At 70.8% G+C, this 19,024-nt stretch carries 19 protein-coding genes; 10 read left to right on the forward strand and 9 right to left on the reverse strand.

Translation table 11 applies throughout. The annotated features are described in order from the left end of the window. From ACTS11_RS00005 to ACTS11_RS00040, 8 genes are all read left to right on the forward strand, one after another. A partial coding sequence (locus ACTS11_RS00005; RefSeq protein ID WP_442638301.1) for an ABC transporter ATP-binding protein occupies nt 1–985 on the forward strand: 985 nt, incomplete at its 5' end. A gap of 1 nt (nt 986) precedes the next feature. Then, nucleotides 987–2,144, forward strand: coding sequence for an ABC transporter permease (locus ACTS11_RS00010; RefSeq protein WP_442638302.1), 1,158 nt, complete (start codon nt 987–989; stop codon nt 2,142–2,144). Between the two features lie 2 nt (nt 2,145–2,146). Continuing rightward, nucleotides 2,147–2,782 carry a LysE family translocator gene (locus tag ACTS11_RS00015; protein ID WP_442638319.1) on the forward strand — a complete coding sequence of 212 codons (636 nt, stop codon included), beginning with the start codon at nt 2,147–2,149 and terminating at the stop codon, nt 2,780–2,782. A 3-nt stretch (nt 2,783–2,785) separates the two neighbouring features. Continuing rightward, a complete protein-coding gene (locus ACTS11_RS00020) occupies nt 2,786–3,763 on the forward strand; it encodes an ABC transporter permease (RefSeq protein ID WP_442638303.1) in 978 nt (325 codons plus the stop codon). Further along, entirely contained in the window at nt 3,747–4,574 is an 828-nt protein-coding gene (locus tag ACTS11_RS00025; protein WP_442638304.1) for a purine-nucleoside phosphorylase, read from the forward strand. The genes ACTS11_RS00020 and ACTS11_RS00025 overlap by 17 nt, the downstream gene beginning before the upstream one ends. Before the next feature lie 292 nt (nt 4,575–4,866). After that, a complete protein-coding gene (locus ACTS11_RS00030; protein WP_442638305.1) occupies nt 4,867–5,838 on the forward strand; it encodes a fatty acid desaturase family protein in 972 nt (323 codons plus the stop codon). 165 nt (nt 5,839–6,003) lie between these two features. Further along, nucleotides 6,004–6,930 (forward strand): sulfite exporter TauE/SafE family protein, encoded by a 927-nt coding sequence (locus ACTS11_RS00035; RefSeq protein WP_442638306.1) that lies wholly within the window; start codon nt 6,004–6,006, stop codon nt 6,928–6,930. Beyond that, nucleotides 6,927–7,682: a TIGR02186 family protein gene (locus tag ACTS11_RS00040; protein ID WP_442638307.1), complete on the forward strand. Its 756-nt coding sequence runs from the start codon at nt 6,927–6,929 to the stop codon at nt 7,680–7,682. The genes ACTS11_RS00035 and ACTS11_RS00040 overlap by 4 nt, the downstream gene beginning before the upstream one ends. 90 nt (nt 7,683–7,772) lie before the next feature. Here ACTS11_RS00040 and ACTS11_RS00045 read toward each other — a convergent pair whose 3' ends face one another. The 4 genes from ACTS11_RS00045 to ACTS11_RS00060 all read right to left on the reverse strand — a co-directional run bounded on the left by ACTS11_RS00045 (nt 7,773) and on the right by ACTS11_RS00060 (nt 11,732). Further along, nucleotides 7,773–8,504, reverse strand: coding sequence for an SDR family oxidoreductase (locus ACTS11_RS00045; protein ID WP_442638308.1), 732 nt, complete (start codon nt 8,502–8,504; stop codon nt 7,773–7,775). Further along, nucleotides 8,501–10,030 (reverse strand): ATP-dependent DNA helicase, encoded by a 1,530-nt coding sequence (locus ACTS11_RS00050; RefSeq protein WP_442638309.1) that lies wholly within the window; start codon nt 10,028–10,030, stop codon nt 8,501–8,503. The genes ACTS11_RS00045 and ACTS11_RS00050 overlap by 4 nt, the downstream gene beginning before the upstream one ends. 50 nt (nt 10,031–10,080) lie before the next feature. Next, nucleotides 10,081–10,395, reverse strand: a complete 315-nt coding sequence (locus ACTS11_RS00055) for a hypothetical protein (RefSeq protein ID WP_442638310.1) — start codon at nt 10,393–10,395, stop codon at nt 10,081–10,083. Between the two features lie 158 nt (nt 10,396–10,553). Beyond that, nucleotides 10,554–11,732 (reverse strand): M24 family metallopeptidase, encoded by a 1,179-nt coding sequence (locus tag ACTS11_RS00060; protein ID WP_442638311.1) that lies wholly within the window; start codon nt 11,730–11,732, stop codon nt 10,554–10,556. Nucleotides 11,733–11,994: 262 nt separating this feature from the next. On the opposite strand from ACTS11_RS00060, the gene ACTS11_RS00065 reads away from it, so the two are divergent. Continuing rightward, entirely contained in the window at nt 11,995–13,365 is a 1,371-nt protein-coding gene (locus tag ACTS11_RS00065; RefSeq protein WP_442638312.1) for an aspartate aminotransferase family protein, read from the forward strand. Between the two features lie 99 nt (nt 13,366–13,464). Beyond that, complete coding sequence (locus ACTS11_RS00070; RefSeq protein ID WP_442638313.1) at nt 13,465–14,631, forward strand: M24 family metallopeptidase; 1,167 nt, start codon at nt 13,465–13,467, stop codon at nt 14,629–14,631. Nucleotides 14,632–14,649: 18 nt separating this feature from the next. On the opposite strand, the gene ACTS11_RS00075 is transcribed toward ACTS11_RS00070, so the two are convergent. From ACTS11_RS00075 to ACTS11_RS00095, 5 genes are all read right to left on the reverse strand, one after another. After that, the gene (locus tag ACTS11_RS00075; protein WP_442638314.1) at nt 14,650–15,300 is read right to left on the reverse strand and encodes an alpha/beta hydrolase; all 651 of its coding nucleotides are present in this window, start codon (nt 15,298–15,300) and stop codon (nt 14,650–14,652) included. Further along, nucleotides 15,300–16,217, reverse strand: coding sequence for a ring-cleaving dioxygenase (locus ACTS11_RS00080; protein WP_442638315.1), 918 nt, complete (start codon nt 16,215–16,217; stop codon nt 15,300–15,302). Before ACTS11_RS00080 ends, ACTS11_RS00075 begins: the two co-directional genes overlap by 1 nt. A 122-nt stretch (nt 16,218–16,339) precedes the next feature. Beyond that, the gene (locus ACTS11_RS00085; RefSeq protein WP_442638316.1) at nt 16,340–17,155 is read right to left on the reverse strand and encodes an XdhC family protein; all 816 of its coding nucleotides are present in this window, start codon (nt 17,153–17,155) and stop codon (nt 16,340–16,342) included. A gap of 11 nt (nt 17,156–17,166) precedes the next feature. Then, nucleotides 17,167–18,351 (reverse strand): vWA domain-containing protein, encoded by a 1,185-nt coding sequence (locus tag ACTS11_RS00090; RefSeq protein ID WP_442638317.1) that lies wholly within the window; start codon nt 18,349–18,351, stop codon nt 17,167–17,169. Continuing rightward, nucleotides 18,351–19,024: AAA family ATPase (locus ACTS11_RS00095; RefSeq protein WP_442638318.1), on the reverse strand; the 674-nt coding region annotated here is incomplete at its 5' end. The genes ACTS11_RS00095 and ACTS11_RS00090, both read right to left, overlap by 1 nt.

Raw genomic sequence — 19,024 nt, forward strand, 5'->3', positions numbered from 1 at the left:
CATCCTCGAGCGGCTGAAGGAGGAGGGGAAGACGATCATCCTGATCACCCACAACCTGCGCGAGATCATGGAGATCACGGACACGGTCAGCGTGATGCGCCGCGGCGAGATGACGAACACCGTCAGGACGGCCGAGACCTCGCCTGCCGAGCTCGCCGAGATGATGGTGGGGCGCAAGGTCCTGCTCGAGGTCGACAAGATGCCGGCGAAGCCCGGCGCCGTCGTCCTCCAGGTCGAGAACCTGCGCGTGGTGCGCCACGGGGTCGAGCGCGTGAAGGGCATCTCGCTCGAGGTGCGCGCGGGCGAGATCCTCGGCATCGCGGGCGTCGCGGGCAACGGCCAGACCGAGCTTCTGGAAGTGCTCGGCGGCATGATTCCCGCGCAGGGCGGGCGCGTCACCGTCAAGGGCGAAGAGATCGACATCACCGGCAAGCACTCGAACGGCCAGACGCGCCGCGCGCGCGGCATCGGCCACGTCCCCGAGGACCGCCAGGACGAGGGCCTCATCATGCCCTTCGAGGCCTGGGAGAACGTGGCCTTCGGCTACCACACCGACCCGAAGTACAACTCCGGCCTCCTGATGGACAACGGCGCGATCAAGGACGACTGCGCCGACAAGATGAAGCGCTACGACGTGCGACCGCCGAACCCGCGGCTGCCCGCGCGCAACTTCTCGGGCGGCAACCAGCAGAAGATCGTCGTCGCCCGCGAGATGGACCGCGCGCCCGACCTCCTGCTCGTCGGCCAGCCGACGCGGGGCGTCGACATCGGCGCGATCGAGTTCATCCACAAGGAGATCCTGCGCCTGCGCGACATGGGCAAGGCGATCCTGCTCGTGAGCGTGGAGCTCGACGAGATCATGGGCCTGTCGGACCGCATCGCGGTCATGTTCGACGGCCGCATCATGGGCGAGCGCCTGCCCGACGAGACCAACGAGAACGAGCTCGGCCTCCTGATGGCCGGTGTCACCGAGGGGGCCGCCTGACATGGACAAGATGCCGAAATGGGCGGACGTCATCCTGATCCCGCTCATCAGCGTGCTCCTCGCGCTGATCGTCTCGGGCCTCGTCGTCGCCATCATCGGGGAGAGCCCGTTCCGGGCCATGGAGATCATGGTGCGGGGCGCCTTCGGCTCGGCCTATGGCTGGGGCTACACGCTCTACTACGCGACGAACTTCATCTTCACCGGCCTCGCCGTCGCGGTGGCCTTCCACGCCCGGCTCTTCAACATCGGGGGCGAGGGTCAGGCGGCGCTCGGGGGGCTCGGCGTCGCCATCGTGCTCCTGAGCTTCGGCTGGCCGCACTGGACCATCGCGCTGGTCGCGGCGATCCTCGGCGCGGCGCTGTTCGGGGCCGGATGGGCGGCGATCCCGGCCTACCTCCAGGCCAAGCGCGGCAGCCACATCGTGATCACCACGATCATGTTCAACTTCATCGCCTCGGCGCTCCTGGTCTATCTGCTGGTCAACGTCTTCCGCGTGCCGGGCTCCATGGCGCCGGAAAGCGCGCGCTTCGCCGAGGCGACGCACCTGCCGAGCGCGGCCGATTTCGCGGGCTTCCTCGGCTTCCGCGGCTCCACGCCCCTGAACTTCGCCTTCTTCGTCGCGATCGTCTGCTGCGTGCTGGTCTGGCTCCTGATCTGGCGCACGCGGCTCGGCTACGAGATCCGGGCCTTCGGCCATTCCCAGACGGCGGCGGTCTATGCCGGGATCAATCCCACGAAGATCATCATGATCACCATGCTGATCTCGGGCGCCCTGTCGGGGATGATGGCGATCAACGTCGTGATGGGCGAGGCCGAGCGCCTCGTGCTCGACTTCACCGAAGGCGCGGGCTTCGTCGGCATCGCGGTGGCGCTGATGGGCCGGTCGCATCCGGTGGGCGTGGTGCTGGCGGCGCTGCTGTTCGGAGCGCTCTACCAGGGGGGGGCGGAACTCCAGTTCGAGATGCCCGCGATCAGCCGCGAGATGGTCGTGGTGATCCAGGCGCTCGTGATCCTGTTCACCGGCGCGCTCGACAACATGGTGCGGATGCCGATGGAGAGCGTCTTCCTCGCGCTGCGCCGCAGGTCCGAGGCCGCCACGGCGGGCGCGGCGCCGAACCCCAAGCCCCTGCGCACCGACGACACGCGGAAGGCGGAGTGAGCATGGAGAGCCTGCTGCCCTTCCTCCCCGGCTTCGCGGCCGCCTACGGCATCCTTCTGGTCGCCTGCCTGTCGCCGGGCCCGGCGGTCGCGATGCTCATGGGCATCTCGATGGGCCAGGGGCGCGCCGCCGCGCTGATGGCGACGCTCGGCATCGCGCTCGGCAGTGCGACGATCAACATGGCGACGCTGCTCGGCGTCGGCCTCCTCCTGTCCGAAGCGGCCTGGGCGATGACGCTCCTGCGGGTGCTGGGGGCGGCCTATCTCCTCTGGCTGGCCTGGGGCGCGTTCCGCAAGGCGGTCCACCCGCCCGCCGTCGCGGCCATGGCCGTCCCGCACCGGAGCGCCGTCCGCCTCTTTCTCGCGGGATTCCTCCTCCAGGTCACGAACCCCAAGGCCATCGCTTTCTGGCTCGCCATCGCCGCGGTGGGCGCCACCGCGGGCGGCGGCGCGGGCATCGTCGCGCTTTTCGTGGCGGGCGCCTTCGCGATCTCCTTCGCCGTCCACGGGGCATGGGCGCTGATCCTGTCGGCACCACCCGTCCGCGCGGCCTACGGACGGTCGCGCCGCTGGATCGAGGGCGGGCTCGGCCTCTTCTTCACCTTCGCCGCGTTCAGGCTGGCCACGAGCCGGGGGTAGACCATGGATTTCCTCACCATCCTGCAGATCCTCGACTCGACCGTGCGGCTCGCGACGCCGCTCCTGCTGGCCTGCCTCGCGGGTCTCTGGTCCGAGCGGGCGGGGATCTTCGACATCGGGCTCGAGGGCAAGATGCTGGCGGCGGCGTTCTTCTCGGCGGCGATCGCGTTCACTGCGGGCTCCGTCTGGATCGGCCTCTTCGCGGGGATTGTCGCCGCAGTCTTCCTGTCGGGGCTGCACGGCATGGCCTCGATCACCTTCCGGGGCAACCAGCTCATCTCGGGCGTGGCGATCAACTTCCTCGCCGCGGGCCTCACGGTCGTCATCGCGCAGACCTGGTTCGCCCAAGGCGGCCGGACGCCCGCCCTGTCGGGCGAGAGCCGCTTCTCGAACGTCGTCCTGCCGGGCGCGGAATCCACGATCCGGGGCATCGCGCAGCAGGGGCCGCTCGGCCAGGTCTATTCCGAGCTCATCTCGGGGCATTCCATCCTCGTCTACATCGCGCTCCTGATGGTGCCGCTGACGTGGTGGGCGCTCTACCGGACGCGCTTCGGCCTGAGGCTCAGGGCAGTGGGCGAGAACCCCGCGGCCGTCGACACGGCGGGCGTCTCGGTCGTGCGGATGCGGTATTCCGCGGTCATCATCTGCGGCGTCCTGACGGGCATCGCGGGGGCCTACCTCGCCACCGCGCTCAACGCGGGCTTCGTCAAGGACATGAGCGCGGGGCGCGGGTTCATCGCGCTCGCCGCACTCATCTTCGCAAAGTGGCGACCCTGGTACGCGCTGTCGGCCTGCCTGCTCTTCGGGCTCTTCGACGCCATCGGCAACCGCTACCAGAACATCCAGCTCGGCGAATTCATCGTGCCGGTGCAGTTCATGCAGGCGCTACCCTACATCCTCGTGGTCATCGTGCTGGCGGGCCTCGTGGGCAAGGCCATTCCGCCGCGCGCCGGGGGGGAGCCCTATGTCAAGGAACGTTGAGGGGAACGTTGAGGGGAAAGCCGAGGACCTCGCCGCCCTGATCCGCGACCGCGCGGGGGCGGAGCCGCCCGCCTTCGGGCTCATCCTCGGCTCGGGCCTCGGGCACCTCGCCGAGGCGGTCTCGGGCGTCGCCATCGACTACACCGAGCTGCCCGGCTTTCCGCATGCGGGCGTGTCGGGACACAACCCCAAGCTCGTGATCGGCGACCTCGAAGGCACGCGCGTCGCCGTCTTCGGCGGCCGCGCGCATTACTACGAGAGCGGGCGGGGCGACGCGATGCGCCTGCCGCTCGAGGTGCTGAAGGCGCTCGGAGCCCATAGCCTGATTCTGACGAACGCGGCGGGCTCGATGCACCCGGACCTCGACCCCGGCGACCTGATGCTGCTGTCGGATCACATCAACTTCTCCGGCCTCAACCCGCTCATCGGCGAGCCGACGGATGCCCGCTTCGTGCCGATGACCGAGGCGCACGATCCCGGCCTCCGGTCGGCGCTGAAGGCCGCCGCCGCGGCCGAGGCCATCCCCCTCATGGAAGGCGTCTACGCCTGGTATTCCGGCCCCTCCTTCGAGACCCCGGCCGAGATCCGGGCGATCCGCACCCTCGGCGCCGACGCGGTAGGCATGTCCACGGTCCCCGAGGTCATCCTCGCGCGGTTCCTCGGCCTGAAGGTGGCCGCGATCTCCACGATCACCAACAAGGCCGCAGGCCTCTCGGACGAGAAGATCAGCCACGAGCACACCAAGGCCATGGCCCCCCTCGGCGCGGCGAAGCTGGAGCGCATCCTGAGACGGTTCCTCGGGACGGCCTGAGCCTCCGCCGGGCGAAACGTCGGCCCTCATTGTCCGCCGGACGCCCCGAGAATGGGCAGCCCGATCCATTTCCGTGCCCTGCGCCGTCGGTTTCAGGCCTCGAAACAGCCGTCGATGCAATGGTCTATTGTTTCACTGTTGCACTATGATCGAATTGAGTTACTGTTTCGGCGCAATTGTTGCCATATCGTGAACCGTTCTCGTTCCCGTCGCCGGAACAGATCTTGCGACGCGGAAACCAGAAGACCTCCGCTCCGGGACCCGGAGCCGGACCCTGCCGGAGATCTTCCGAATGACCGTTTCCTCCAAGACGATGGCCATCGCCCGGAAACCGGAAATCGTCGCCAGGGCGAAGGAACTCGGCAGGATCGACAATTCCAAGGCCGCCTGGGCCGTGGCCCGGCAATGGATCGTGATTTCCGCAACCGTCGCGGCGGCGGTCTGGTCCGGGCACTGGCTGGTCTATGTCCTGGCCATCATCATCCTCGCGACACGACAGCACGCGCTCGGCATCCTGATGCACGACGCCTGCCACCACCGCCTGTTCACGAACCGCAAGGCGAACGACATCGTCGGCAATTTCTTCTGTGCCCTGCCGGTCGGCCTCACGGTCTCGCGCTACCGCGACGAGCACAACCAGCACCACCGCGACCCGAATACCGAGCGGGATCCCTATTTCCTCCTGTTCCGGTCCAATCCCCGCGACTGGGACTGGCCGAAGCGTCCGCTCAATGCGCTGGGCGTGGTGATCCGGGACGTTTTCGGCCTGAACAGTCTTACGTCCTCGCGGGAATTCTCGAACTGGATGCCGGTCAAGAACCATTTCGGCAGCACGGGCGCGCCCGTTCCGCTGTCCTGGGCAGAAAGGATCACGACCTACATCTTCGTCGCGGTGCTGCTGGCCGGGCTCTGGTGGACGAACGGGTGGCTCGATTTCGCGATCCTCTGGGTGCTGCCCTATTCGACGGTCACGCTGATGCTCGTCCGGCTTCGGACCATCGCCGAGCATCACGGGCTGCCGGAGGGGTCGGGGACGGACGCGACCCGGCACATCGACGCGACGTGGTGGGAGGCGCTGAGCGTCTCGCCGCTGAACATCAACTACCACCTGGCGCACCACATCTTCCCGTCGATCCCGCACTACAACCTGCCGGCGATGACGGAGACGCTCTTCGCCGATCCCGAGTTCGCGGCCGTCGCCCACCGGAGCACCGGCTACCTCCACCGGGATGGCGTGATCCGGGGCGAGTTGCTGACGCAGTAGGCGCAGGGCACCCCACGGGTTCTTGGAGACGCGGCGGCACCCTGGAGTCGCCCGGGCGCGGCGCCGGGGCACCGCAATCCGATCCGATATGACGCAGCCCTAGACTATGTTCCCGCGGGTGTGTTGTCTGTATCCGTAGCCCTGAGCCCGTCGCCCGGACGCCCGATGCAAATCTACCTTCCCATTGCAGAAGTCAGCGTGAACGCGTTCCTTCTGCTGGGCCTCGGCGGGATCGTGGGCATCCTCTCGGGCATGTTCGGCGTGGGCGGCGGCTTCCTGATGACGCCGCTCCTGTTCTTCATCGGCATCCCGCCCGCCGTGGCCGTGGCAACGCAGGCCAACCAGATCGTCGCCTCGTCGATCTCGGGCGTGCTCGCGCATCTCAAGCGCAAGACGGTGGACCTCAGGATGGGGACCGTCCTCCTCGTCGGGGGGGTGGTCGGCGCGGCGATCGGGGTGCAGATCTTCGCCGCGCTCGGGCGGATCGGCCAGATCGACCTCGTGGTGCAGCTCTGCTACGTGGTCTTTCTCGGCGTCGTCGGCGGCCTCATGTTCGCGGAAAGCCTGCGCGCGCTCCTGCGCGCGAGGCGGCCCGGCGGAGCGCCGCCGGTGCGCAAGCATCACCGGGGCTGGATCCACGCGCTGCCCTTCAAGATGCGCTTCCGGACCTCGGGCCTCTACATCTCGGTGATCCCGCCGCTGATCGTGGGCCTGCTCGTGGGCGTGCTCGCCGCGATCATGGGGGTGGGCGGCGGCTTCATCATGGTGCCCGCGATGATCTACCTCCTCGGCATGCCCACGAAGGTCGTGATCGGGACATCGCTCTTCCAGATCATCTTCGTGACCGGTTTCGCCACGATCATGCACGCGACGACGAACTACAGCGTCGACATGATCCTCGCCGTGCTGCTGATCGTGGGCGGCGTCGTCGGCGCGCAGGTCGGCACCCGGATCGGCGTCTACATGAAGGCCGAGCAATTGCGGGTGCTCCTCGCGCTCATGGTGCTCGCGGTCTGCGGCAAGATCGCGTGGGACCTGCTGGCGACACCGGCCGAGCTCTACACGCTGGGCACGCCGGGGGAACCCGCGTGACCCGCCTCCTCCTCCTCCTCGCGCTCCTCGGCCTCGCGGCGCCGGTCCGGGCCGAGACGGTGGTGGCCGGGCTCAGCCGCGACGCGATCTCGATCACGACGAATTTCGCGGGCTCGGAGATCCTGATCTTCGGCGCGGTCAGCCGCGACGCGCCGCCGCCGGGGGATTCCGACCTCGAGGTGGTGATCACCGTCGAGGGACCGCCGCGCCCCGTCACCGTGCGCCGCAAGGACCGCCGCTTCGGCGTCTGGATGAACACCGACGCCATCGAGGTGGACGCCGCGCCCACCTTCTACGCGGTGGCGACCACGGACGCGCTCCATGCGATCATGACCCATACCGAGGACCTGAGGCACCGGGTCTCGATCCCCTGGGCGATCCGCGCCGTCGGCACCGGGGTCGCCGACCAGGAGAGGTTCGTCGACGCGCTGGTGCGCCTGCGCCTCGGGGAAGACCTCTACCAGCTGAACGAGGGCGCGGTGACGCTGAGGGACGAGACGCTCTTCGACACCTCCGTCCGCCTGCCCGCGAACCTGACCGAGGGCGATTACAGGACGCGGATCTTCCTGCTGCGCGACGGCGAGGTGATCGACGTGCTGACCCAGGACATCACCGTCCGGAAGGTCGGGCTCGAGCGCTGGATCTTCAACCTCGCCCACGAGCGGCCCCTCGTCTACGCGCTGGTGTCGCTCGCCATCGCGATCGGGGCGGGTTGGGGCGCCTCGGCCGTGTTCCGCTACATCCGGACCTGAGCGGGTCGGCGCCGGGGCGGGCATCGAGCCCGCCCCGGCGCCGGGCGCGTTCCGCGCCTGGCGTATTTGGAGAAAGATGAAAGGGGGGCCTCAGCCCCGCCCGACATAGGGCATCTTCGTCGCCATGATGGTCTGGAAGAGCACGTTGGCCGAGAGCGGCAGCTCGGCCATGGCGAGGACCGCGTCGGCGACATGGCGCACGTCCATGACCGGCGGCGGCGCCCGGCCCTGGGCGCGGGCGGCCGCGGCGATGCCGCGCAGCAGGTCGGTCTCGGCATTGCCGATGTCGATCTGGCCGCAGGCGATGTCGAAGGGCCGCCCGTCGAGCGCGATCTGGCGGGTGAGGCCGGTGACGCCGTGCTTGGTCGCGGTGTAGGGCGCCGCGCCCTCGCGCGGGACATGGGCCGAGATCGAGCCGTTGTTGACGATGCGCCCGCCCTGCGGGCTCTGCCGGCGCATGATGCGGAAGGCCATCCGCGCGCAGAGGAACATGCCGGTGAGGTTCACCTCCACCGCGCGGCGCCAGTCCTCGACCGGGATCTCGTCGATGGGCGCGGCCGGCGTGAAGATGCCGGCGTTGTTGAAGAGGAGGTCGAGCCGCCCCGCGGCTTCCGCGAAGTCGTGGAAGGCCGACTGCACCGCGTCGGCATCGGTGACGTCGAGGGGCAGCGGGATCGCGCGGGGCCCGCAGGCCTGCGCGGTCGCGTCGAGAAGCTCGGCCCGGCGGGCGACGAGGCCGACGGTCCAGCCGGCTTCCAGCAGCCGCTCGGCGACGGCACGGCCGATGCCCGCGCTCGCCCCGGTCACGATGGCGGTCTTCATTCGGGGGTCTCCTCCTCCAGCCGCAGCGTCTCGGGAGGCACGAAGAGATCGTCCACGCCGAGCGCGCTCCGCGGCTTCGACAGCATGTAGCGCGTGACCCAGACGAGACGTTCCTCCGCGCGCGTGATCGCCACGTAGGCGAGCCGCTTCCAGAGCGCCTGGCCCGCCTCGATCCGGCCCGAGCGGGCGGCGGCGTAGAGGTCGGGGGCGAAGACCTGCACGGTCTGCCACTGCGAGCCCTGCGCCTTGTGGATCGTCACCGCCGCCCCGTGCAGGAAGGCCGCGCCCATGGTGGCGGCGAAGGGGATGAAGGGCTCCTCCTCGCCGGGTTTCTCGATCTTGACGATGGAGGCGGCGGCCAGCCGCGGGCTCTCGGCGCCGACGACGTGGAGGCGGGAGAAGCCGGGCTTCGATCCGGGCCCGAGGTAGATCACCGGGGCCCCCTTGATGAGGCCGCGCGCCTCGAGGTCGATGCGCCGCTTGCGGAGCTTGAGCGGCAGCTCGATCCCGTCGCAGATCAGCGGTTCGCCGGGCAGGAGCGCGTCCTCGGGCGCGCCATGGGCGGCGCGGAAGGCCTGGATCAGGCGGATGCGGGTGGCGTTGCGCCAGACGAGGACGGGGCTTCGCGCCATCATGTCGCTGTCGACGCGGGGGGCGATCTCGACGCGGGGATCGGAGGCGGCGGCCTTCTCCACCATGCGCTCGAAACGTTCGAAGGTCAGCTCCGGGTCGCCCAGCGCATGGGCGAGGTCGAGGATCGGGTTGTCCGCCTCCTGCCGGTGGATGCGGTTCAGTTCCAGCCGCTGGCCGGGCTTGAACCTGTCGAAGACCATCTCGCCCGATTGTCCGACGGGCGCGAGCTGCGCCGGGTCGCCGAAGAGGACGAGGGCGGGGAAGATCTCGGTCAGGTCCTCGTACTGCTTCTCGTCGAGCATGGAGCTTTCGTCGATCAGACCGATGTCGAGGGGCGCGTCGCGCCGCTTCCACCCGGTGATGAAGTCCGAGCCGCGGAGGCCTGCGGCGGCGAGCGCCGCGGGCACCGACTTGTGCTGCTCGTAGACGGAGCGCGCGCGGTCGAGGGCGGCGTCGGTCAGCACCTCGATCTCCGGCCGCTCGCCCTGGCCCGCCAGCCATTCGGCGACCTTCTCGAACTCGGGGTCGTAGACGGGCGTGTAGAGGATGCGGTGGATCGTCGTCGCCGGGACGCCGCGGGTGCGCAGGACGCTCGCCGCCTTGTTCGTCGGCGCGAGGATGGCGACCGTGCGCCTGTCCTTGCGCCGCCGCCCCTCCCAGTCGCCCGAGACGATCTCGACCCCCGCCTCCTCGAGCGCGTGGACGAGTTCGGCGAGCAGCAGCGTCTTGCCCGAGCCCGCCTTGCCGATCACGGCGAGCACGGTGTTCCGGCCCTCCGAAAGCGGCGTCGTCCGGCCCAGGTCGATGTCCACGCCGTGCCCGCGCAGCGCCTCGGCGATGCGGTCATGGGCCTCGGCCTGTTCGTCGGAGAAGGCGACGGGAAGCGCGGTCATGGCCGGACCCTAGCCCGCGCGCGGGCGAAGGGCGAGAGGCGACAATGGCCTCAGCGCGGCAGGTCGCGCATGCGCACCGGCAGGGCCGCGCCGGATGCCTCGGCCTCATGGGCCCGAGCCGCGAGGTCGAGGGCGGCCTGGCGCAACGCCGCCGCGTCCTTCGGCCCGTCGCCGCTGAAGGTGGCCAGGAGGCCCGCCTCGGCCAGAAGCAGCGCCCGGATCACCGCGAGCGCGCGCGCCTCCGGCAGCCGCGCGGCGAGCAGGAGGACCATGTCTTTGGGGTTGGCACCCGCCTCGGGCAAGGCCGCGAGCACGGTCTCGATCAGGCGGTCGGGTTCGTCGCGGCCGTTCGCGGTGTCTGTCATCGGGAAAGCCCATCCCGCCGCAGGGACGGGGTTTCCCGCCTTCCGAGGCCCGCATCCTGCACCGCCCGCGACGCAAGCCAGCTAGGCAGCTTCGCGCCCCGCCGCCAAGGAGAAATCGCGAAACAGTAAGTCCTTGAGAAAGGGTTAAGGGGCCCGGGTCATTTGACGTTCAGTTCGCGCGGCAGCGTCGAGAGGCACTCGTGCCCCTGCTCGGTGATGAGGATCGGTTCGGTGATCTCGATCCCCCCGTCCTCGAGCCAGAGCGCCGGCATGAAGTGGAAGGTCATGCCGGGCTTCAGGACGGTCCGGTCGCCCTTGCGGAAGCTCATCGTGCGCTCGCCCCAGTCCGGCGGATAGCTGAGCCCGATCGCGTAGCCGCAGCGCCCCTCCTTCTCGAAGCCGCGGCGGTTCAGCGTCGCGTTGAAGGCGTCGGCCACCTCCTCGCAGGTGTTTCCGGGCACGGCCCGCTCCAGCGCCGCCTCCGTCGCCGCGAGCACGGCCTTCTCCGCCGCGCGGAACTTCTCGGGGACATGGCCGAGAAACAGCGTGCGCGACTGCGGGCAGTGGTAGCGCCGGTAACAGCCGGCGATCTCGAAGAAGGTGCTCTCGCCCGCCCGCATCGGCGTGTCGTCCCAGGTGAGATGCGGCGCGGTCGCGTCGAGGCCCGAGGGCGCCATGGGCACGATCGCCGGATAGTCGCCCCAATGCCCCTCCGCCCCCTCGATCCCGGCACGGTAGACCTCGGCGATAAGGCGGTTTTTCGGCAGGCCCGGCTCGGCCACCTCGAGGATGGTGCGGTGCATGTGCTCCACGATCCGCGCGGCGCGGCGCATGTACTCGATCTCGGCGGGCGACTTCACCGCGCGCTGCCAGTTCACGAGGCCCGTGGCGTCGAGGAAGACGGCCTCCGGCATGTTCGCCTCGAAGGCGCGGTGCGCGGCGGCCGAATAGTAGTAGTTGTCGAGCTCCACCCCGATCCGCGCGTTGGCGCCGCCGCGGCCGCGGATCAGCTCGGCGAGCGTCTCGAAGGGATGCCGGGCGGGGTTCTGCACGTAGCTGTCGTCATAGCCGATGACCGCCGCGTCCTCCATCCACACGGTCCGCAGCGCGCCCCGCGCATCCATGCCCCGGCCCCACCAGAGCGGCGCGCCGTCGGGGCCGACCAGCACCGCCTGGTGCACGTAGAAGGACCACCCGTCATAGCCCGAGAGCCAGGCCATGTTGGAGGGATCGCTCACCACCAGCCAGTCGATGCCGCGCCGCGCCATCTCGCGCCGCGTCTCCTCCACGCGCCACTCGTATTCGCGGGTCGGGAAGTTCTCGATGCGCGAGACCATGGGCCGGGCCTTTCCTGTCGTCCTCGCCCGAGCCTGCACCACGCGCCCGGCTCGCGGCGGTCCCCAGGCGGCACCCCCGCCCCCGGAAGCGGCACCGCCTGCCCATGGGCGAAGGCCACCGCCCTTTCATCTTTCCCGAAATACGCAAGGCGCGGACCGCGCCAGCCCGGGCCGGGGCTCGATGCCCCGGTCCGGGCTCCCCCCCCCTGCCATCCGGGGCTCGGCCCTGCTAGGCTCGCCCCGAAGAGACAAGGAGACGGCCATGCTCACCAACGACCAGCTCGCGAAATGGGATCGCGAAAGCTTCCTGCACCCCTCGACACATCTCGCCCAGCACGCCCGCGGCGAGGCGCCGGGTCGCATCATCAAGTCGGCCGAGGGCTGCTTCGTCACCGACCGGGACGGCAACCGCCTTCTCGACGCCTTCGCCGGGCTCTACTGCGTGAACATCGGCTACGGCCGGAAGGAGGTGGCCGAGGCCATCGCCGAGCAGGCGCACGAGCTCGCCTACTACCACGCCTACGTGGGCCACGGGACCGAGGCCTCGATCACGCTCGCCCACATGGTGATGGAGCGCGCGCCCGCCCACATGTCGAAGGTCTATTTCGGCCTCGGCGGCTCGGACGCGAACGAGACCAACATCAAGCTGGTCTGGTACATGAACAACATCCTCGGCCGCCCCGGGAAGAAGAAGATCATCTCGCGCTGGCGCGCCTATCATGGCTCGGGGCTCATGTCGGGCTCGCTCACCGGCCTCTCGCTCTTCCACCAGAAGTTCGACCTGCCCTTCGACACGGTGCGGCACACCACGTCGCCCTACTGGTTCCGCCGCGACGACCTCGGGCTCACGGAGGAGCAGTTCAGCGCCAAGTGCGCCGCCGACCTCGAGGAGCTGATCGAGGCCGAGGGCGCCGACACCATCGCCGCCTTCATCGCCGAGCCGATGCTGGGCACCGGCGGCATCGTGCCCCCGCCCAGGGGCTACTGGGAGGCCATCGAGCCGATCCTCCAGAAGAGCGACATCCTGCTCATCGCCGACGAGGTGGTGACGGGCTTCGGGCGCCTCGGGACGATGTTCGGCTCGACGCATTACGGCATCACGCCCGACATCATGACCATCGCCAAGGGCCTGACCTCGGCCTATGCGCCGCTCTCGGGCACCATCGTCTCCGACAAGGTCTGGAAGGTGCTGGAACAGGGCACGGACGAATTCGGCCCGCTCGGGCACGGCTGGACCTACTCGGCCCATCCCATCGGCGCGGCGGCGGGGGTCGCGAACCTCAAGCTCCTCGACACGATGAACCTCGTCGCCAACGCGGGCGACGTGGGCCCCTACCTCACCCGGACCATGGCCGAGGCGCTGGCCGACCATCCGAACATGGGCGAGGTGCGCGGCGAGGGGATGCTGACGGCGGTGGAGCTCGTGGAGGATCGCGAGGCCCGCGTCTTCTTCGATCCCGCGCGCAAGGTCGTGCCGCAGATCGTCGCCGCCATGGGCCGGCGCGGCGTCATCGCGCGGGCCATGCCGCAGGGCGACATCATCGGCTACGCCCCGCCGCTCTGCCTCAGCCGGGAGGAGGCGGACACCGTCGTCTCGGCCACCGCCGACGCGATCCGCGAGGTTCTGGGATAACCCGCAGCGGGGGGCGCGGCGGGCGACCGGTCGCGCCGCGCCCTCCCCCTTGCGGGAAACCGCTTGACAGCCGCCGCCCTGCGGCCGGTCCATGCGCGCATGGAACCCGATCCCTCCCTTCTGGCGCTGGAACGCCACCGGCGCCTTCTGTCGGTGATGGAGGCCCAGGGTGCGCCCGCGCTCCTGACGGCGAACCCGATCAACATCCTCTACGCCACCGGCGTGCGGAACATGACGGTCTTCAGCCTGATGGGGCCGTTCCGCTTCGCCCTGATCCTCGCATCGGGCGAGGTGATCCTGTGGGAGTTCGCGGGCTGCGAGCACCTGGTCGCCGGCAATCCGGTGGTGCGCGAGGTGCGCCCCGCGCCGGGCGTCTCCGCCATCTGGGGCGAGGGCTTCGAGGCGGAGGCGGCCCGCTTCGCCGGGGAGGTCGCGGGCCTGCTGGGGCCGGAGCGCCGTCTCGCGGTGGAAGGCCTCGACCTGCCCGCGCTCGACGCGCTCCGCGACAGGGGCCTGCGCCTCGGGGACGCCACCGGCGTCTTCTCGGAGGCCCGCCTGATCAAGCAGCCCCTCGAGATCGCGGCGATGCGCGAGGCCGTCACCCGCGTCGAGGGCGCCGCCGCCGCGCTCGAGGCCGCCATCGCCCCCGGCGCCAGCGAGGTCGAGGCCTGGGCGGAATTCCACCGCCACCTGATCGCGACCGAGGGCGAATACGTCTCGACCCGTCTCTTCCAGTCGGGGCCACGGACCTTCCCCTACTTCCAGGAAGCCGGGCCGAGGCGGATGCAGGCGGGCGACCTCGTGTGCTTCGACACCGACGCGCTCGGCTACATGCATTACGCGGTCGACTTCTCGCGCACCTTCCTGTGCGGAACGGCACCGGCGAGCGCGGGTCAGAAGGCACTCTACCGGCTGGCCCACGACCAGCTGCACCACAACGCCGCCCTCCTCGGCCCCGGCGTGTCCTTCGAGAGCTTCGCGAGGGCGGCGTGGCCGGTGCCCCCCGAATGCCGGGGCCACGGCTACTACTGCCTCGGCCACGGCCTCGGTCTCTGCGGGGAGTTTCCCTACGTTCCGCACCACTTCGCGGGGCAGCCCTACACCTTCCGGGGAGAGTTCCGCCCGGGCATGGTCATCTGCATCGAGAGCTACATCGGCGCCGAGGCCGAGGCGCAGGGCGTGAAGCTCGAGGACCAGGTCCTGATCACGGAGACCGGGGCGGAGCGCATGACGCGCTATCCGTTCAACGCGGCGCTGCTGACCTGAGCGGCGCCCCGCCGCCCGCTACACGTTCAGGTGCCCGCGCAGCGCGGCGACGGCCTCCGGCCCGATGCCGTGGCCCGCGCCGGGCGTCACGGTCAGCCTGGCCGCCGCACCGAGGCGCGCGAAGACGCCCTCGCTCTCCCGCGCGCGGGCGAGCGGGATGTGCGGGTCGCGCTCGTGGACCGTGATCTCGACGGGCACGCCGTCGAGCCGCGTGTCGTAGTCGAAGCGCTTCTGCCCGAAGCCATAGAGCGCCTCCTCCGGCCCGCCCCCGGCGTCGCCCGTGCCGACGAGACCGGCCGAGAGGCCGAAGACCGCCGTCAGACCGCCCCGCCGCGCGGCGTATTCGAGCGCGAGGCAGCCGCCCTGGCTGAACCCCGCCAGCGCGATGCGGTCGCGGGGCAGTCCCTGCTCCACCAGCGCCGCGATGGCCGCGTCGACGGCGGCGAGGCCGCGTTCCACGAAAGGCTCCATCTGGGCCGAGGGCGCAAGGAAGGAGGTGGGCCACCACGTCATCCCCGGCGCCTGAGGGGCCGCCAGCGCGAGGTCCGGCAGCCCCAGCGCGTGGCCGAGGTCGAGGATGCCCTCGGCCGTCGCGCCCCGCCCGTGGAGGAGGACAAGGCCCCCCCGCGCCCTGTCGGGCCGGGCCCCGCCGTAGCTCAGCTCGACCATCACGCCACCTTCAGCGGCGGGAGAACCGCCTCGATCCGGTCGCGGATGCGCTCGTATTGCGGCGGCAGCTTCAGCGCCTCGCCCAGATGTGCGGCGTCCTCGTCCACCGCGAAGCCCGGCGGGTCGGTCGCGATCTCGAAGAGGACGCCGCCCGGCTCGCGGAAGTAGATCGCGTTGAAATACTGCCGGTCGATCACCGGCGTCACCGCGTGGCCCGCCGCCGCCAGCGCCTCGCGCCACTCGAGCTGATCGGCATCGTCCTCGGCCCGGAAGGCGACGTGGTGGATCGTCCCCGCGCCCTGACGCCCGATCGAGGGCGCGTCCGAGCGCATGAGGTCCACGAATGTCCCCCGCGCGTCGCCGGGGGCCTTCAGGCGCAGCCGCTCGACGCCGCCAACGGTCTCATGGCCCGCCTCCTCGTAGCCGAAGATGCCGGTCAGAAGCCGCGCGGTCGGTCCGATATCGCGTTCCCAGAGCGTGACGCCGTGGAACCCGTCGAGCGCCGCATCGCCCGCGCGGTCCGTCTCGACCAGTTCCACCGGCGCACCGTCGGGGTCGCGGAGCGTGATGACCCGCGCGCCGAAACGCTCCACCGGACCGTCGAAGTCGACCGCGTCCTCGGCCAGCCGCTCCATCCAGCCGTCGAAGCCGCCCTTCGGCACGGCGTAGGAATAGCTCGCCGCCATCCCGGGGCCGGCGCGCCCCGGGCCCGCATCCGCGAAGGGAAAGAAGGTCAGGATCGTGCCAGGCGCGCCGGTCGCGTCGCCGTAATAGAGGTGATAGGTGCCGGGGTCGTCGAAGTTCACAGTCTTCTTGACGAGGCGTTGACCCAGCCTGCCCGTGAAGAAGTCCACGTTGGCCTGAGGCGGGCCCGAGATGGCGGTGACGTGGTGGATGCCGGGAATGGTGCGGGGCATGTCCGTTGCTCCTCCGAATGTGTGCGTGCTGCGCCGTGCGCGTCTGGGGGAGAGATGTCGCGCGGCTGCCCCTGCATCAATGCACGGGAGCGCAGGGTTTCTGTGCCCGCCCGCACAGGCTCTCAGGCCGAGCGCTCGTCCTCCGCCGCCCTCCCGGCCCGGTCGGCATGGCGCCAGAGGACGATTTCCGCCAGCACCGAAAGCGCGATCTCGTGCGGATCGACGGCGCCGAGGTCGAGGCCCGCGGGGCTTTTCAGCCGCTCGACGCGCTCGCGCTCCATCCCCTCGCCGATCATGCGGTCGATGAGGACGCGCGCCTTGCGGCGGCTCGCCACCATCGAGACGCGCCGCGCGGGCGTCGCGAGACCCCGGCGGAGCGCGTCGGCGTCGCCCTTGCCCTGCGAGGCGATCACCACGAAGTCGCCCTCGCCGAGATGGAGCGGCCCGAGATCGTCGGGGTCGAACGCCGTCGCCGCCTCCGCCCCGGCCTCGATGCCCATGGGCCGCGCCACCCGCAGCCCCGCGAGTGCGCCATGCGCCGCGATGGCCCGCGCGATGGGCGTGTCGCCGAAGACGACGAGGCGCGGCGGATGGGCATAGGGCTCGATCAGGAGGTCGACCGTCCCGCCCGAGGGGCAGCCGCTCTTGTAGAGATGCGCGCCGTCGGGGTCGGTCATGGCGACGACCTTCTCCGACGGCTTCACCCGGATGACGCGGGGCGCGCCCTCGGCCATCGCTGCGGCGGCAGCCGTGCGGACCGCGCGTTGCACGCAGGCGCCGCCGAGGTGGCCGAGGATCTCGCCCGCCTCCGTCACCGCGGCCTTGGCGCCCGCCTTGGCGGAGGTCGCGTCGGCCGTGCGCATCACCGTCGCCACGCAGAAGGGCGCGCCGGTGCGGCGCAGGCGCTCGATCGTGTCGAAGATCTCGAAGCGGGCCATGAGTTCTCCTGTCAGAGGCGCGCGAACTCGGCCTCGAGCGCCGACAGCGCCTCGAGCGTATTCGCGGGAAGATGGGCGTCGAGGTGGGGCTCGGCCGCGCGCATGGCGGCGGCGACGGGGGCATACCCCTCCCACCCCTTGAGCGGGTTCAGCCAGACGATGCGGCGGGCCTTATGGCGGATGCGGGCGAGCGCGGAGGACAGCGCCTCGGGGCTTCCGCTGCAATAGCCGTCCGACAGGATCACGACGACGGTGCGCCCGTCGAGCGCGCGGGCGCCGTGACCCTCGAGGAAGGCCGCGAGGCTGCCCGCGATGTCGGTGCCGCCGCCGAACCCCTCCGCCATGAGCGAGAGGCGTCCCGCCGCGCGGAGCGTGTCGCGGTCGGTCAGCGCGGGCGTGACGCGGATCAGGCGGGTGTGGAACAGGTAGGCGTCGGCCTTGGTGTCGGCGGCGACCAGTCCCTTGAGGAAGGCGAGGAAGACGCGCGCATAGGCGGTCATCGAACCGCTGACGTCGCAGAGCGCCACGATCTTCATCGGCCGGGGCGGCCGCGCGCGGCGGTAGAGGTCGAGGGGCTCGCCCCCCCGCGCGAGGCTCGCGCGCTGGATGCGGCGCATGTCGAGCGCCGGGCCCCTGAGCGCCTGCCTCCGGCGGCGGGAGCGGCGGTCGCGGATGGCGCGGGCGATGCGGCGGGCCACCGCCTCGGCCTCGCGCAAGGTCGCCTCGTCGGTCAGTTCGCGCAGGTCGCGGCGGGCGAGGGTCGCGGTCCGCGTCGCGAGGAGCCGCCCCTCGGCCCCCTCCGCCTCGCCGTCCCCCTCCCCGGCCGTGTCGGGCTCGGCCTCCGCCTCGCCGCCGCCCGTCTCGCCGAAATGCCCGGCCCAGAGCGATGGCCGCGCCGACTGCACGCGGACATGGGCCGACGCCTCGCCATTCCGCGTCCTGCCGGCGTTGAACCAGTAGGCGTCGAAGAGGTCGTCGAAGCGCCGCCACCCCTCCGCGTCCGGCACGAGGAGCGCGGCGAGCGCCATGCGCGCCTCCGCCGGGTCGAGCGCGTCGACCTCCGACAGCGCGGCGAGCGCGTCCGCCGTCTCGCGGGGCCCGAGCTTCATGCCGTTCATCCGCAGATGCCCGACGAAGCCCGCCACCCGGTCGGCCAGCCCCTCCGCGCGCGCCGGAAAGCGGGTTACGGCGGGCATCAGGCGACCTTCCCGATCAACCGGTCCATGACCTCGCGCGGGGCCGCGTCGCGGTCGGCGGCGGTCTTCAGGAGGCACACGAGCGTCGCCTGCACGACCTCGGGGGCCTGCGCCATGTCGTTGACCCCGAGCCCCGAGAGCGCGGCGGCCCAGTCGAGCATCTCGGCGATCCCCGGCGCCTTCTCCAGTTCCTCCCGCCGGAGCGCCTGCACGACGCCCACGATCTGCCGGGCGAGCTGCGCCTCGAGCCCCGGCATCCGCGCGGCGAGGATGGCGAGTTCGGTCTCCCGGTCGGGATAGTCCACGTAGCCGTAGAGGCAGCGGCGCCGGAGCGCGTCGGACAGGTCGCGCGTGCCGTTCGCCGTCAGGATCACGATGGGCCGCGCGCGCGCGCGAATGGTGCCGAGCTCGGGGATCGTGACCTGGAAGTCGGACAGGATCTCGAGGAGGTAGGCCTCGAACTCCTCGTCCGCGCGGTCGATCTCGTCGATGAGGAGGACGGGCGGCGCGTCCTCGCCGATGGCCTCGAGGAGCGGGCGCTTGAGGAGATAGGTCTCCGAGAACAGCGCCGCCTCGTCGGTCCCGCCCCTGGCCTCGGCGGCCCGGATCGCGAGGAGCTGGCGCTGGTAGTTCCACTCGTAGATCGCGTGGCTCGCGTCGAGGCCCTCGTAGC

This window comes from Roseicyclus sp. (assembly GCF_052168335.1).
Taxonomy (GTDB): Bacteria; Pseudomonadota; Alphaproteobacteria; order Rhodobacterales; family Rhodobacteraceae; genus Roseibacterium.